This window comes from Anoxybacillus andreesenii, from assembly GCF_030813005.1.
GTDB lineage: Bacteria > Bacillota > Bacilli > Bacillales > Cytobacillaceae > Robertmurraya > Robertmurraya andreesenii.
The window spans coordinates 112,259-127,895 of sequence record NZ_JAUSTU010000008.1 but is presented as its reverse complement, the minus strand read 5'-3'; the positions used below and the strand labels follow the sequence as shown (position 1 = coordinate 127,895).

Below are 15,637 nucleotides of genomic sequence, written 5' to 3'. Positions count from 1 at the left end.
GATGAAGAGTTCGGATTCAGTCAGAGTAAGTACCACCCTCTTGATAAATGGGGAGAAAAGAGCTGTGACTTTTCGAAATGCCGACGTTCTTTTAGATGTATTGCGGTATCAATTAGGGTTAACGGGAGCAAAGCCGGGCTGTCTCAATGGTGATTGTGGGGCGTGTACGGTCAATATAGATGGGGCAGCTCAGAAATCCTGTCTTATGTTGGCGGTCGAAGCAATCGGAAAAGAAATTCTAACAATAGAGGGATTAAATGCTCCAATCCAAGGGGCGTTTGTCGATCAGTTTGCTTTTCAATGTGGCTATTGTACATCTGGTTTTATTATGAATGCTCATTCTTTGATAGAAACGAAGAAGAACCCTTCCGATGAAGAAATAACGGCCTGGCTCGAATCGAATATTTGTCGCTGTACAGGATATATGGAAATTGAAAAGGCAGTGAAATCCGTGATTCACTTGCCTAAAGGGCCATAGAAGCGGGAGGTCGTGAGAATGGTACAGGATGATTTCGGTATCATCGAGTTGGCCATGAAGAACATCAAGCCGTGTGTGCTAGCCACGATCATTCATGTCGAGGGAACGGCTTATTTAAAGGAAGGGACCTCAATGTTATTTTTTGAGGATGGCAGCAAAATGGGCCTTATTAGCCCTGGCTGTCTTGAGGAGGATTTGAGCCATCGGGCCCAAGAGGTATTGAAAAATGGAATGAGCCATACGGTTATGTATGATTTAAAGATAACGGATGAGGAAACATGGGAATTAGAGATGGGCTGTGGAGGAACTCTTTATATTTTGTTGGAGCCCGTGAATAAACGCTTAAAGGGACATTTACAGCAGGTCCATGAGCAGTTATCGATGGGCAGAGAGGTCCTTCATCTAAAGAAATTAAACGGGGATTTTCAAGTAGAATCCTCGGGGTATTTTGCGAACGCTGGTAAGTATTTTGGCGATAACGACCGTGGGCTTTTGGCATATCAAAAAAAGGGTACTCAATCGGGAACTGATTTATCAGATTTCGTTTACTCCCATGTTTTTACACCAAGAAAACGATTGTTTGTCTTTGGAGCGGGAGAGGATGCGAGGCCGCTGGTTGAATTGGCGGCCCAGATTGGTTTTTCCGTCATGGTCTGTGATTGGCGCGAATCCCTTTGTAACGAAAGGCATTTTCCGAAGGCGGAGCAGTGTCTTTTAGGCTTTCCCCATGATATTTTTCAAAGGATCCATTTCCGACAAGAGGATTATGTGATTGTCATGACTCACAATCTTTTTCGGGATCAGGAGATCGTAGCTTTCCTCCTGGACCAGAAGCTGACCTACTTAGGGATATTGGGTTCCACGGAAAGAATACAGCGTTTGTTGGGGCAAAGGCAAATTCCATCTTGGGTCTCGGCTCCTATTGGGTTAGCGATTGGCGCTCGTGGAGCGACGGAGATTGCGGTCAGCATCCTAGCAGAACTCATCTCGATTAAAAGGGGACATCATTCTTGAAAATCGTAGGGATTTATCTTGCTGCGGGACAAAGCAGAAGAATGGGCACCGATAAATTGATGTTGAAGCTTGGTAATTCTTATTTAGGCTCAGTGGCCTTAAAGGCAGCTCTTGAATCTTTGATCGATCATGTCCTGGTTATCACAAAAAAGGGTGATTCCTTATGTTGGCTGCACCCTCATCTGTCATCAGGCAACTGGTCGAATATTGTTTCGCAAGAAAGCGCAAAAGGCCTGTCCTATTCCATCAAAGCTGGCATAAGTGAAGCAATAAGGATGAAGGCAGATGGAGCAATCATTCTATTAGCCGATCAACCCTTTGTAACAGTACAGATGCTCAACGATCTTGTGAGTGCCTTTCGAAAGGATGGTTCTAAGTATTTTTTCGGATATTGCTTGAATGATAGAATTCGTCCTCCTATTTTATTTTCAAGTGCTTTTTTTCCAGAATTTATGAAATTACAAGGAGATGTAGGGGCAAGGGGACTCATAAGGGGAGTACACAAAGAAAGAGGTAGCCTATTGGAGACAGAAGCGGCAAAATGCTTTTGGGATGTGGATACGAGGGAAGCATACGAGAGGATTAAAGAAGTTTTTTAAGAGTTCCTTTCTTGTTTTGAATGATTCTATTATTGAAGAGCTAGCCCCATTAGGAAGGGGTTATTTCTTTTGTAAAAACACTGCTATTTTACTAGAGGTAAGCGATTGACAAGTTAACAATATTTGGGTATTGTTTATGATATAAATTCAAAATATTCAAATTATTCCTATAAAGGGGGTCTTGAGGTTGAATCGAGTTAGTAGGGTGGTTGTTAGTTTCTTGCTTGTACTATGTTTGTTAGCAGTACCTGTTTCCGCAATGGCTGAATCTAATTCTCCTTCGCAATCGAGTGGAAATGATTACCCAATTGTCCTTGTACATGGACTAACTGGGTGGGGGAAAAACGAGATGCTAGGCTATAAATATTGGGGCGGACTTCGTGATATTGAAGGGAATCTTAATAACAATGGTCACCCTAGGGAAACCTTTAATAATTATATGAATAGAGTTATGAGCAGCCCGGTGTGGACAAGTAATGATATAAGTGCTCATGATTTAACCACGTACGGAGCGCAGGAACTAAATAGCTGGGTTAAGACAAGCCCGAATGTATATTATTTTTCCCATGTGGGCAATGCCACATATCGAGGAATTTTGACTGGCTACTATTATCCGATGATCACGATGAATCCATTGATGATGGGTTCTAGTAAACTAATGGGCTCCTACACTAGAAAGAGTAAAGAGCCTGTTATAGATAAAACCTGGTTTCCCAATGATGGGCTAGTTAATGTCGTATCTGCAAAATACCCAATGGGACAAGCTAACCAGCCTTATAATGGCGAGGTAGAAAAGGGTGTGTGGAATACCCTTCCAACGATGGAGGGGTGGGATCACATCGATTACATTGGTATTCTTGGTGCGAATACGCCAGGGTATAGCAATATCTATGGGTACTATCATAAGATTGCCGATCAGCTGCTTGGGTTACCGAAGGATAGTAAATGATCGGAGGAATGGACGATTAGGACGGGATACTTCTCGTCCTTTAAACATGATTAGCCCTCAGCAAACCTTTATTAATAACTGGTCTGAGGAAAAGATGGCGGATATTAATTCGATTTCCCAGCTTCCTACTGTGAAGGATCTAGATTTGGTCAGGATGGAAAAGCAAAACAGGATGGCCGAAATTGTGTTAGATCTTGTAGGGAAATGGTAGAAATAGAAAAAAATTGATCGAGGAGAACAGAATCCCCGATCAATTTTTTTCTTTAAGGATGGAATAGGCGCCACTGAACATGCCGAATAATAGGGCTGTTATGGGAAACACAATCCAATTGATATGCCATTGGTGAAACATTAATCCGCTGATAAGGAAAATACAAACAGCGAGTGGGAAGACAATGGCGGCTACTGCACCAACTACTTTGTTTTCCTTTCTAGAGCGATCCGAGTATTCCTCCATTTTTAGCAGCTTCTTATATCCTTCTTTGATTCGACCGTAATAGATAAATAGGTTAACAGCGATTGAAATGATGAGCAGTAATAGAACCACCCCGTATACAGCACCATCTTCATTGATAGCTATTGTGATGAAAAGGGAGATTGGTGATAGGATGCAAAGTGCGACTCCCAAAATGATCGATTTCATAAAAGTAGGCTGAAACGCAAGATGTTTGGCTTCTAGAGACCTTTTGACATTGGATGTGAGATGAAACTTTCCTGTTTCTTCAATTTTTTTATATTTTTTCATGATCATGTCACTATTAATGAATAAGCCAACAGCTATTGCGATTAGTACTAATAAAGGAATGAGCCCCAATATAGTGCCTAATTCTTCAGCGATGCCAAATAATAACCCGTCAGCTGCTAATTGTGTCATAAGAAGCAGCATCGCCGGAGCTAGAATACATAGAAATACCCCTAGTCCAATCAATTTACTTGCCCGATGATGATCCGCCAAAAAAGCATGCACCTCATCCTCCGTCATCTCTGGATAGGCGGATTTCTCTTCTTCCACAAATGGGATTTCAAGCTCCTTTAGAAGCTCATCGATATTTCCAAATTCCGAAATGACAATTCCAATGGCTTCATTTTCTGATTTTCCTTCTTGTTTCAGTTCGTTATATTTATCCTCCATGTTCGCTAATAGCTCATCCTTGAGCGCCTGTAATTGCTTTGTTTTCGGCAAAGACGCGAACATGTTATTTAAGTAATCCATAATGGTTTTCACGTTACTGCTCCTCCTTAATAAATCGATTAATAACTTCCTTTGTCAATTCCCACTCTTTACATTTTTCTTGGTAGTAATGGCGACCTGCTTCAGTGATTCTGTAGTAGGTCCGTCTTTTACCGAAGGTTTCATCTTTAAAAAAAGCCTCAATAAAACCATTTTTCAGCAGTCGATTAAAAGCAGAATACAAAGTGGTTTCTTTAATAATGTATTTTTCATCGGATAAATCTTTAATTTTTTTCGAAATTTCATATCCGTAGGATTCTTGATCTAGTAGCAGGTAGAGAATGATGGTGTCGTTATATCCACGAATAATATCACTGCTAATCAAAGTTAAGCTCCTTTCCGATTGGCTACTTTACTACATCTGTCGTACCTTACCTGTCGTAGTAATTTTATCGTATCATAATTACTACGACAGGTAAAGTAATAAGTGGAAAATGATTCAATTACCTAAGCGTGAGGGAGGATTAAACAAAAACATATTGACATAATCTTTCATGTGTAATAAATTTATTACATATGAAAGAGGAAATTTTTTCTGGTGATGAGTTACTTAAAATTCTGGAGGCTTTATCGAATCCTTATCGCCTGAGGATCGTTGCTATTTTGAAGGAGGAAAGGCAATATGTCAGCCAGCTTGCGCGGGAACTTGGCATTAGCCGCCCGCTTCTCTATCTTCATCTCCAAAAGCTGGAGCAGGCAAATTTGATCGTCGGGCAGCACGAGGTTTCAGAAAGCGGTAAGGCAATGAAGTATTATGAGGTGATTCCTTTTCATGTTCCTCTAACTGCGGATTTGATTATGGGGGCTAATAAGACATTGACCATGCCGGAGAAGAAAAGCTAGAAAGGAAGGAGATGAGTGGAAATGGGTGCAGCGTCTTTCATGTTTTTGCTAAGTTTATCTCCATTTATTCTCATTCTTTGCCTCGTTCTGTATGGACTTCGGGTTATTAGCAGGATGAACAAAAGGGCAGATGAGAGATTGGAGTTAGATCGGAAAAGTTTTTCCATGCAGCAAAAACAAATTTCGCTTTTGACCTCGGTGGACGAACGCCTTGCAAAAGTGGAACAAACCTTGAATGAAGTCAATTAATTTTCGGAGGGAATCTTGTGCTCAACTTTGGTGATATGATTTTTCAATTATTCGGCCTGGCGGTTATGTTATTGCCGTTAGTGTTGATTGTACTTATTATATATTTTGGAGTTAAATACATAAGACGGGCAGAAAAACGAGCTGATGAGCGTCTAAACCTTGATAAGGAGTCTTCCTTGCTTCAGGAGCAGCAGCTAAAATTGATTGAAAGCTTAAACGAACGCTTAACAAGAATAGAAAAGACATTAAATGAGATTGATTAGGGGTTCAGAAAGGCAATCATTAATCTTATTTGCGTAAATCGTGATATATTTGCGAAACACAAAAAGGACGAGGTTATAGCCTCGTCCTACTCCATCAACAGGTTCACTCGAACCCACTGTCTCACACTATTAATAAGCCAAATAGCCGAACAAGCCTTTAAATCTTCCAGCTTTAATTTTTCCTCACGGATTTGCTTTTGCTCGAGCAGATGCTTGCGAAAGGTCCCTGCGAGCAGTCCACTTTCTACAAAAGGGGTGAGGTATTCTCCCTCGATTTCCACCACTACATTTCCTGTTGTAAATTCCGTCAGTTCCCCTTCCTCATTCCATAAAAGCACATCATAAACATTCGGAAACCTATCCTTCCTATCAGAGTAAATCCTTCGATTAGTCGTTTTATGGTAAAGAAAAATATTTTCCTTCGAAATAGGGGCATCTGCAAGGACAGCATCAACCACAGCAGGTGTAGGAACGAGCGGCTGCCCTTCAATAGATATATGACCTTCTTCGGTAAGGAGCACTCTCACTTTTTCCTCATTATTACGATGCTTTGCTGCATAGTCTTGCAACTTTAACCCCATATTAGCGATGTCAATTGAAAAACCAAAATACTCAGCAGAATGTTTCAAACGTTCGATATGCTCGTTCAATAAAAAATATTGTCCGTTTTTTAAATATAGACTCTCCAACAGCTGAAAATTTGGCTCTAGTCGTTCCAATAGCATAGCCTTCGTCAAAACTTCTTTGTACTCTTCTTCAGCGGTTGAATCCCATGTTATGCCACCGCCAACACCATAGACCGCTTGCCCCGAAGATTTATCGACAACCACTGTTCGAATCGGTACATTAAATATCGCTTCCATCTCCGGTGTAATATAACCGATGGCTCCGCAATAAACCTCTCGAGGGCTATCCTCTAATTCATTGATGATTCTCATAGTGCTAATTTTCGGAGCACCCGTTATCGAACCGCATGGAAAAAGGGCTACAAAGATGTCAGCAATGGAAGTCTTAGGTGAAAGCTGTGCAGTAACAGTGGATGTCATTTGAAAGACGGTAGGATATTTCTCGATGGAAAAAAGATGCGGCACTTTTACAGTGCCTGTTTCAGCAATTTGACCCAGATCGTTTCGAATAAGGTCGACAATCATTAGATTTTCGGAACGATTTTTCACTGAATCGGATAGCCACTGGAAATTGGCTAAATCCTCGACATGAGTTTTTCCTCTTTGGATCGTCCCCTTCATTGGCTTTGTAGTAATTAGCTGATCCTTTAAATGAAAGAACAGTTCGGGTGATGCTGATAGGATACTGTATTCATCAGTAGAAATGTAGGCGCAGTAATTCGCTGATTGTCCCTTGGCAAGCTGCTTGTAAAAACTAAAGTCATCCCCTTTTAACAAAGAGTGGAGGCGGATCGTATAGTTCACTTGATAAGTATCCCCGTTTTTTATGTATTGTTTGATATTGTCTATGTTCCGGTAGTATTCATCCTGACTGACATCAGCATCCCATTTAGAAACGGTAAAGAAATTGGTCTGTTCATCCTTGGACAACTCGCTAGGATGGCGAAATAATCCAAACCACAATAATGGCATCTTGTTATTTGGATTCACGGTGAAGGTCTGATCAAACGCGGGAGCTGCTTCATAGGTGAGATAACCAGCTGCGTATAGCCCGGATTCCACTGCCTTTTGGATCCTTTGCAGGCAAGGAACAACTTCTTCAACTGTTCTTGCTATGATAATTTCTTCTGGTGCGACAAATGAGAGTGGGTTCATGTCGCCGTCCTTATTAATAAACTCAAAATGAAGCATTGTTTGTCTCTCTTGAATCATATCCATTTCCCCTTAACTTTTTTCAACTGGTCGGCTGAATAAACAGAAGAAGATCTCTCTAGTTGTGAGTATAACAGGATTTTGGGGAGAAAGCGTAGCATCGGTTGATGGACCCATGGTGTTAATACTTGTCCCCCTTTATTAATACGAATTGACGATGTCCTCCTATTCCTGTTAAATTTTTTTAAGCCAAAAGGGGATGTCGTTTGTCTAATAAATGTAGGCTGCTTGGAAATGAGCTTAGAATGTAAGAGAAAGAACGGAGAGGTGCAGGATGGACGTCACGTTAGTAAAGAAGGCGCAGGAAGGTGATGATATAGCTTTTCTACAGCTTTTCCAGCAATATGAAAAAGATATTTATCGAATGTCTTTTGTTTATGTCAAGAACGAAAATGATGCTTTGGATGTCGTACAGGAGGTTGCGTATCGATCATTCAAAAACATCCATACATTGAAAAGTCCACAGTATTTCAAAACATGGCTAATAAAAATTACCATTACTTGCTCAATCGACCTAATAAGAAAAAATAAAAAGGTCATTCAGCTAAAGCCAGAATTCAATGAAATGATCCCCATTAACGAGGAAGATGTTCCACTCTCAATCACTTTACAGGAATTATTAAATGAATTAAATGAAGAGGAAAAAAGCATGGTTCTACTAAAGTACTATGAAGGGTATTCCTTCAAAGAAATAGCTGAATCATTTGACATTCCCTTAGGTTCAGCAAAATCGGTCTTATATCGTGCACTAGGCAAGCTACGTAAACAGTTAAAGGGGGTTGATTTTTCGTGAGTAATTTAAAAGAGGAGCTTGAAAAAATAAGAATTCCAGATCATTTGCATGAACGGGTAAAGCTTGGAGTCAAAGCTGCAAAGTTAGAGCAGAATTCCTATGAAAAGCAGGGGGACGTAAATAGGAATAAGAAAAAGAAAGGGCGTAAATACAAAAGACTTCTTATTCCAGCGGCGGTATGTTTCCTAGCACTTTCATCCCTAACTCTGACACCTGTTCGAGCCGCCATTCAGGAGATGTATGATAAAATATTTGCCAGTAAGCACATCGATGATACGGGTCTAAAAATGGCCTTGGAAGAGGGAAGAGGACAACCATTAAATCAAACCTACTATGATGAAAAGAATGATATTACTGTTCGTTTCCAGAACGTATGGACTGATGATAAGGAAACAAAACTTTTATTGACCTTTCAAAGTGAAAAAACGAATCTTGAACATTACTACTTCGATAATTTTGAAGGAAAAAGCACTGTGTATCTGATTGGGGAAGATGGACAAAAAACGAATCTTAAACATGTAGGCTGGGGAAGTAGACACTATGACGCCGAAGAGAATCTAGTAGCGGAAGCCTTATCCTTCGACTCGATTAAGGAGCATAAAGGTCAGGAAATTGTGTTAGAGCTTCAAAATTTAACCTATTATCATGATCAGGAAACAGGGGTTTTGGAATCCACTTGGCCATTAACCTTCATCCTAGAAGAATCAGCTATCTCGGACAGGGAAACGAGTGAAGTGAAAAAGGAATTTGTGTTTAAAGAAATGAATTACTTCATTAAGGAAGTCGATTTTTCAGATACAGAAACAAGAGTGGTAGTTGTGGGTGACGACACAAAGCTCTTAACAGATGAAAATGGAGAGAAATATGAAGTGATGAGTCAGCTAGAGCATCATTTCCTTAACGCAAGGAAATTTGAGAAAGGAACCGGCTATACGGTAGTTCCTGGAAAACCAGGTGTGTTCCTGAAGTCCGCAGGCAAGACAATTAATCCTATCTTTAGCAAAGGAGATGTACCATCAGGGGAGGATGAATTTATTATGGTTTTTGAACCAGTTCCAGACCGTAGTGATTGCATCCTCGAGATAGGTGAGGATATTAAAATTTCTTTAACCAAGTAAGTTCTAGTTACAACCCCATATCCAAATAGGTATGGGGTTGTAACTGGAAAAAAATATCTGTTTGATAGTTGACAATTATCCGAAATCGGTGGTAATCTTTAGAAACACTAAACAATTTTTAACAAAGGAGGAATGGGCGATGAGACGTCATGATTCAAAATTCAAAACCGTCAACTTCATAACATGGTCCATACCTTTATTTGTTTAATGGCAGAATTCTAACATTTAGAGGTATGGATGACCTTCTATACCTTTGCAGAGATGTATGCTCTTTTTAGGGTATACATCTTTTTTGTTGTTTTTTTTGAATTGTTGGTGTGAAAAAGAAAGGAGTAGAGGATTATGATGAAAAGGAAAAAGAGAACGTTAATTTTCAAAAAGGATTTGCTACACAGTGGGTAGCCAGTACCTAACCAAAACAGCACGAAGGGGGTTTGATACATGTTTGATGTATTAGGAAAATTAAGCTGGTTTTTTAAACAATATTGGATTCAATATACATTAGCCATCGTTTTGCTAATTATGGCAAGTGTTTTGGAAGTGATTCCGCCCTATTTGCTAGGGTCCGTTATCGATGTAATTACGGCGGGTGAAATGACAAAAGCAGTATTGACAAATTATGTGTTGATTTTTATCGCCATTATTGTCATTGGTTACCTGCTAAATTTTGTTTGGCAATATCGCCTCTTTGAAGGGGCTATTAATCTCCAGAAGATTATGCGTCGAAAGCTTATGCTGCAATTCTTAAAAATGACACCGACCTTTTACGAAAAAAATCGTACGGGTGACTTGATGGCGCGTGCGACAAATGACTTGAATGCTGTTTCGATCACAGCTGGGTTCGGAATTATGACTCTCATCGATTCTACCTTATATATGGGTGCGATTATTTTTGCGATGGGCTTTATGATTTCGTGGAAATTAACACTTTTCTCGATGCTTCCCGTACCAATAATGGCGATTCTCATTCAATACTTGGGAAAAATCGTCCATGAGCGATACATGAAAGCACAGGATGCTTTCGGTGAATTGAATGATAATGTACTAGAGTCGGTAGCAGGTGTCCGCGTTATTCGTGCCTATGTTCAGGAGAAAAAGGATGAAGTGAAGTTTGCGGAAATGGCTGAAGATGTATACGAAAAAAATATGCAAACAGCTAAGATCAATGCCCTATTTAACCCTATTACAAAAATTGGAACAGGGATCAGCTATGTCGTTGCCCTTGGATACGGAGCATTTCTCGTATCAAATGGGGAGTTGACGGTTGGTCAGCTTGTTACCTTTAACGTTTATTTAGGGTTAGCTGTTTGGCCGATTTTTGCCATTGGTGAATTAATAAACGTCATGCAGCAAGGGAATGCATCACTTGATCGTGTGCAGGAAACCCTTAATTATAAGGCTGACGTTCAAAACACAACAAAGCCTATTGAGGTTAAGACCCCAGGGATTATTGGATTTGATGATTTAGCCTTCCAATATCCTACTAGCCAGATAAAAAATCTGCAAAATATCTCCTTAAGGCTAAGTAAAGGGGAAACGCTTGGAATTGTCGGGAAAACAGGGGCAGGGAAAACCACCTTCCTTAGACAATTACTGCGTGAGTACCCACTTGAACAAGGACAATTGAACATTAATGGAATCGATATTGCTGCTCAGACGAAGGAGCAAATATTAGACTGGATCGGGTATGTACCACAAGATCATGTGCTTTTTTCCCGGACGATTCGTGAGAATATTCTTTTTGGAAAAGAGGATGCCACAGAAGAGGAACTTCAGGAGGCGATTCGTCTTGCCTATTTTGAAAAGGATTTAGAGAACCTTCCGATGGGACTCGAAACCCTTGTTGGTGAAAAGGGAGTGTCTTTGTCTGGTGGACAAAAGCAGCGGGTGTCGATTGCTCGTGCTTTGATCAAGGAACCAGAAATTCTCATTCTCGATGACTCACTTTCAGCCGTTGATGCGAAAACAGAGACGAAGATTATTCAAAACATCCAGAATGAGCGGAGAGGAAAGACGACGATTATTACAACCCATCGTCTCTCCAGTGTTCAGCATGCGGATCAAATTATTGTCCTGGATGAAGGGGAAATCGTTGAACAGGGAACACATGAAGAGCTTCTAAGGCAAAATGGCTGGTACAAAGAGCAATTTGACCGTCAACAGCTGGAAGGAGGCGGAGCATGAGTACGAGTCAAAGATTGATGAAATATGCGATGTATTTTAAGAAACCGATATTCTTAGGATTATTTTTCTTATCCTTAGCGGTTTTTAGTGAGCTAGCCGGTCCGTTTATCGCCAAATATATTATTGATGAACATATGACCATTGGAAAAATTGAAGTAGAGCCAATCGCTTGGCTGCTCGGTCTCTATTTTATATTAGCTGTTGCGACCGCCATATTACGGTATTTTATGTACATCTTTTTGCAAATTGGGGCCAACCGTGTTGTTCAAAAGCTGCGTCAGGATGTATTCGGTCATATTCAGACCTTGCCGATTCAGTATTTTGACAATCTTCCAGCAGGAAAAATCGTCGCGCGGGTAACAAATGATACGGAAGCGGTTCGAAATTTGTATGTGACGGTGTTAGCCAACTTCGCAACAAGCTTTATTTCCATTGCGGGTGTGTATGTGGCACTCTTTATTTTGAATTGGAAGATGGCGATGCTTGCCCTTATTATGATACCAATCATTTATTTATGGATGATATTATATCGAAAATACGCTGCCGGGTATAATCAAGTCATTCGGACGAAAATAGCCGATATTAATGCTATGATCAATGAATCGATTCAAGGAATGAGCATCATTCAAGCCTTTCGTCGTGAAGAGCAAATGACAAAGGAATTTGATGAGATGAATGAAGAGCATTATGCCTATGAAAGAAAGCTGCTGTTCTTAGACTCAGCGACATCTTTTAACCTTGTTAACACATTGAGGCTTATCATGTTCTCCATTTTCATCATTTATTTTGGAACGCGCCAAATCAATGCAGCTGAGATTGTGAGTGCCGGAACGTTATATGCCTTTGTTGATTATTTGACAAGATTGTTTAATCCGATCACGAACGTCGTCAATCAGTTTTCACAACTTGAACGTTCGCTGATAGCAGGGGATCGGATTTTTGAAGTGTTAGATACAAAAGGGGAACCTGTTTCAGAGGAAACGATGCCTAGATACACAGGTCATGTCGTGTTTGAAGATGTCTCTTTTGCCTATAAAAATGATGACTACGTCTTGAAAAATCTCTCCTTCAAAGCCAATCGCGGTGAAACCGTAGCTCTTGTCGGACATACAGGGTCTGGAAAGAGCTCCATTATGAATTTGCTATTCCGTTTCTACGATCCGTCTAAAGGAAAGATATATATTGATGGCATCGATGTGACCACGGTTCCTAGACAAACCATTCGTCAGCATATGGGAATCGTGCTCCAGGATCCGTATTTGTTCACCGGGACGATTGCCTCTAACGTCAGCCTGGATGATCCAAGCATCACAAGGGAAAAGGTTGAGGCAGCGCTAAAAGCTGTTGGTGCAGATCGCGTCCTAAAGAATCTGGAAAAAGGGATGGATGAACCCGTTATTGAGAAGGGAAGCACCCTCTCCTCAGGTCAGAGACAGCTTGTCTCATTTGCAAGAGCACTAGCATATGACCCAGCAATCCTGATTTTGGATGAGGCCACCTCTAACATTGACACAGAGACAGAGGAAATTATTCAGCATGCAATGGACGTATTGAAGAAGGGACGTACCACGTTCATCATTGCTCACCGTCTATCTACTATTAAAAATGCTGACCGAATCCTCGTTCTCGAGCGTGGCATCATCAAAGAACAAGGTACACACGAAGAACTTCTCGCCCAAGGTGGCATATACGAGCAAATGTACCAAATGCAAGCTAAATCACTGCAGGTGTAGGGACAGGGGTAACTTCATCCTTGTCTAATTTCCATAATAAAGAGAAAGCGGAGTAGGAATCTCTACCCCGCTTTCTCTTAGTATAAAATGTGAAGTTTGGCTCATGAATAATGGTCAAAGGTACCAAACCTCCAGTCCCTTTTTTCTTGACTCTATAGTAGCTATAGGGTTTATAGTATTGGTTATAATGTTTGAAGGAAAGTGAGATGGAGAATGACATGAAGAGTTATAATACAACTTTGGCGATTTTACTCATCAATTTATTTATTGCATTTTTAGGGATTGGTCTTGTTATACCTGTAATGCCGACGATTATGAATGAACTGAATATAACGGGAGCTGTAGTCGGTTATATGGTTGCGGCCTTTGCTATCGCCCAATTGCTGTTATCTCCGATTGCAGGTAGGTGGGCAGATTTATTTGGTCGGAAAAAAATGATTATTATTGGGTTGCTCTTCTTTAGTTTCTCAGAATTCTTATTTGGAATAGGGAAAACGGTGGAGATTCTTTTTATTTCCAGAATTCTAGGTGGAATTAGTGCAGCATTCATTATGCCTGCCGTCACAGCTTTTATTGCTGACATCACGACAGTAGAGACACGTCCTAAAGCATTGGGTTATATGTCGGCTGCCATTTCAACTGGTTTTATTATTGGCCCTGGAATCGGTGGATTTCTAGCTGAAATCGGTACCCGAATTCCATTCTTCTCTGCTGCCTTCCTCGCCTTAGTAGCGGCGATTTTATCGCAATTTACTCTAAGGGAACCAGAGCGGAATCAAAACGAGGGAGCAAACGAGCAAAAGCAGGGCTTGAAACGAATTTTTGCCCCGATGTATTTTATTGCTTTTATGATTATTTTAATCTTATCCTTTGGGCTCGCATCCTTTGAATCATTATTCTCCCTATTTGTTGACCATAAATTTAGCTTTACACCTAAGGATATTGCCATTGCCATTACAGGCGGAGCGATTATTGGGGCAATTGCACAGGTACTTATTTTTGACCGCTTAACCTTGCTTCTAGGCGAAATAAATCTAGTGCGCTACTGCCTTATTTTTTCAGCCGTTCTTGTCTTTTTGATGACGATTGTTCACACGTATTGGAGCATTCTTCTCGTGACATTTGTGATATTTGTTGGATTTGACTTGCTGAGGCCAGCGATCACGTCGTATTTATCGAAAATCGCAGGGGATGAGCAGGGATTTGTTGGGGGAATGAACTCGATGTTTACAAGTATCGGCAATGTATTTGGCCCGATTGTCGGTGGCATATTGTTTGATATCAATTTAAACTATCCATTTTATATTGCTGTCGTCTTTTTAGTGGTTGGAATTGTTCTTTCTCTTATTTGGAAAGTCCCAAATCATATGATTGAAAAACCTGCCACAAAAGGGAAACTATCGGGAGAAGGTTCTTAATCTTAATTTTGCTCATTCAAGGGACGTGTTATGGATGAAGGATACTTATTATTCTATTGGAGAGGTAGCTAAGCTTGCGAATGTCTCTGTTCAGACTCTGCGCTACTATGACAAAATTGGTTTATTTAAACCTGTTTATGTAGAGCCTACCACGAAATATAGATATTATCATGATTCACAGCTGTATCATTTAGACTTAATTAAGTCACTTAAATATATTGGAACCTCGCTTGAAGACATTATGAAGGTCCAGGCTCTTAAAGCAGAAGAGTTAATGGACTTTCTAAATGAACAAGAGCTAATCATTGAGAATAAGCTCTCGCGACTAAAGGAAATTCAACAGAATGTTTCTCGTGTAAAAAAACGAGTGCGGAGACAGCTAAATTATCCAGCGTTTGGAGAGGTTGTTATCTTAGAAGAGGATGAGATGCTGATATTACAAGCCACCTCAAATAATTTATCCCCCCTTGACCTTTTGAATGCGTCATACAGCAAGTTAAAAAGAATTATAGAAGAGGAAGAGGGGATTATAGATAACAGTTATGGTGGGATTTACGCCTATCAAGGTTATGAACTTGTGGATGAAATAAAATATACACATCTATTTACACCCTTGTTGACAGATAAACGAATTATTACTCTTTCAAATGAAATGGAAGTTACAAAAATACCAGCAGGGACATATGTTGGTATCATTTTTACGTTTTCACCAGACATCTATTTTTCAAATTTGAAAAAGTTATTGAACTATGTAGATCAATATCAATTAAAAGTAACTGGAGATATCTATGAGCTTTTCATGCCGACTAGTTATTCTCCAAATGAACAAGAGGATTATACGGTTGAAATAAAAATTAGGCTGAGAGAATAAAGGGTATGAGGACACGGGGAGTGGTCCGTGTCCCTGGGAAAGAAGCTCGAGCCTTG

At 40.3% G+C, this 15,637-nt stretch carries 16 protein-coding genes; 13 read left to right on the top strand and 3 right to left on the bottom strand.

Annotation, left to right across the window (positions count from 1 at the left end):
- Nucleotide 1 precedes the first annotated feature (1 nt).
- From J2S07_RS10225 to J2S07_RS10210, 4 genes are all read left to right on the top strand, one after another.
- Nucleotides 2–478: a (2Fe-2S)-binding protein gene (locus tag J2S07_RS10225; protein ID WP_307150293.1), complete on the top strand. Its 477-nt coding sequence runs from the start codon at nt 2–4 to the stop codon at nt 476–478.
- Nucleotides 479–496: 18 nt separating this feature from the next.
- Nucleotides 497–1,492, top strand: a complete 996-nt coding sequence (locus tag J2S07_RS10220; protein WP_307150292.1) for an XdhC family protein — start codon at nt 497–499, stop codon at nt 1,490–1,492.
- Complete coding sequence (locus J2S07_RS10215; RefSeq protein ID WP_307150291.1) at nt 1,489–2,091, top strand: nucleotidyltransferase family protein; 603 nt, start codon at nt 1,489–1,491, stop codon at nt 2,089–2,091. Before J2S07_RS10220 ends, J2S07_RS10215 begins: the two co-directional genes overlap by 4 nt.
- 187 nt (nt 2,092–2,278) lie before the next feature.
- Nucleotides 2,279–3,040, top strand: coding sequence for a lipase-like domain-containing protein (locus J2S07_RS10210; RefSeq protein WP_307150290.1), 762 nt, complete (start codon nt 2,279–2,281; stop codon nt 3,038–3,040).
- Nucleotides 3,041–3,290: 250 nt separating this feature from the next.
- On the opposite strand, the gene J2S07_RS10205 is transcribed toward J2S07_RS10210, so the two are convergent.
- Both J2S07_RS10205 and J2S07_RS10200 read right to left on the bottom strand, forming a co-directional pair.
- On the bottom strand, nt 3,291–4,265 hold the full coding sequence (locus tag J2S07_RS10205; protein WP_307150289.1) for a permease prefix domain 1-containing protein: 975 nt from the start codon (nt 4,263–4,265) through the stop codon (nt 3,291–3,293).
- A gap of 1 nt (nt 4,266) precedes the next feature.
- Entirely contained in the window at nt 4,267–4,596 is a 330-nt protein-coding gene (locus tag J2S07_RS10200; RefSeq protein WP_307150288.1) for a PadR family transcriptional regulator, read from the bottom strand.
- 191 nt (nt 4,597–4,787) lie between these two features.
- Between J2S07_RS10200 and J2S07_RS10195 the strand changes: the two genes are divergently transcribed.
- Genes J2S07_RS10195 through J2S07_RS10185 form a run of 3 tightly spaced genes read left to right on the top strand, consistent with a single transcriptional unit; the run spans nt 4,788 to nt 5,626 of the window.
- On the top strand, nt 4,788–5,114 hold the full coding sequence (locus tag J2S07_RS10195; protein WP_307150287.1) for an ArsR/SmtB family transcription factor: 327 nt from the start codon (nt 4,788–4,790) through the stop codon (nt 5,112–5,114).
- A 21-nt stretch (nt 5,115–5,135) separates the two neighbouring features.
- Entirely contained in the window at nt 5,136–5,363 is a 228-nt protein-coding gene (locus J2S07_RS10190; RefSeq protein ID WP_307150286.1) for a hypothetical protein, read from the top strand.
- A 17-nt stretch (nt 5,364–5,380) separates the two neighbouring features.
- Entirely contained in the window at nt 5,381–5,626 is a 246-nt protein-coding gene (locus tag J2S07_RS10185; protein ID WP_307150285.1) for a hypothetical protein, read from the top strand.
- A gap of 86 nt (nt 5,627–5,712) precedes the next feature.
- Here J2S07_RS10185 and pabB read toward each other — a convergent pair whose 3' ends face one another.
- Nucleotides 5,713–7,464, bottom strand: coding sequence for an aminodeoxychorismate synthase component I (gene pabB / locus J2S07_RS10180; protein ID WP_307150284.1), 1,752 nt, complete (start codon nt 7,462–7,464; stop codon nt 5,713–5,715).
- 274 nt (nt 7,465–7,738) lie between these two features.
- Here pabB and J2S07_RS10175 point away from each other — a divergent pair, with 274 nt between their 5' ends.
- From J2S07_RS10175 to J2S07_RS10150, 6 genes are all read left to right on the top strand, one after another.
- A complete protein-coding gene (locus J2S07_RS10175) occupies nt 7,739–8,257 on the top strand; it encodes a sigma-70 family RNA polymerase sigma factor (RefSeq protein ID WP_307150283.1) in 519 nt (172 codons plus the stop codon).
- Complete coding sequence (locus J2S07_RS10170) at nt 8,254–9,375, top strand: DUF4179 domain-containing protein (protein ID WP_307150282.1); 1,122 nt, start codon at nt 8,254–8,256, stop codon at nt 9,373–9,375. The genes J2S07_RS10175 and J2S07_RS10170 overlap by 4 nt, the downstream gene beginning before the upstream one ends.
- Before the next feature lie 441 nt (nt 9,376–9,816).
- Complete coding sequence (locus J2S07_RS10165; protein ID WP_307150281.1) at nt 9,817–11,559, top strand: ABC transporter ATP-binding protein; 1,743 nt, start codon at nt 9,817–9,819, stop codon at nt 11,557–11,559.
- Entirely contained in the window at nt 11,556–13,292 is a 1,737-nt protein-coding gene (locus J2S07_RS10160; RefSeq protein WP_307150280.1) for an ABC transporter ATP-binding protein, read from the top strand. The genes J2S07_RS10165 and J2S07_RS10160 overlap by 4 nt, the downstream gene beginning before the upstream one ends.
- 218 nt (nt 13,293–13,510) lie before the next feature.
- A complete protein-coding gene (gene norA, locus J2S07_RS10155) occupies nt 13,511–14,710 on the top strand; it encodes a multidrug efflux MFS transporter NorA (protein WP_307150279.1) in 1,200 nt (399 codons plus the stop codon).
- Nucleotides 14,711–14,744: 34 nt separating this feature from the next.
- Nucleotides 14,745–15,581, top strand: coding sequence for a MerR family transcriptional regulator (locus J2S07_RS10150; protein WP_307150278.1), 837 nt, complete (start codon nt 14,745–14,747; stop codon nt 15,579–15,581).
- The last annotated feature ends 56 nt before the right edge of the window (nt 15,582–15,637 follow it).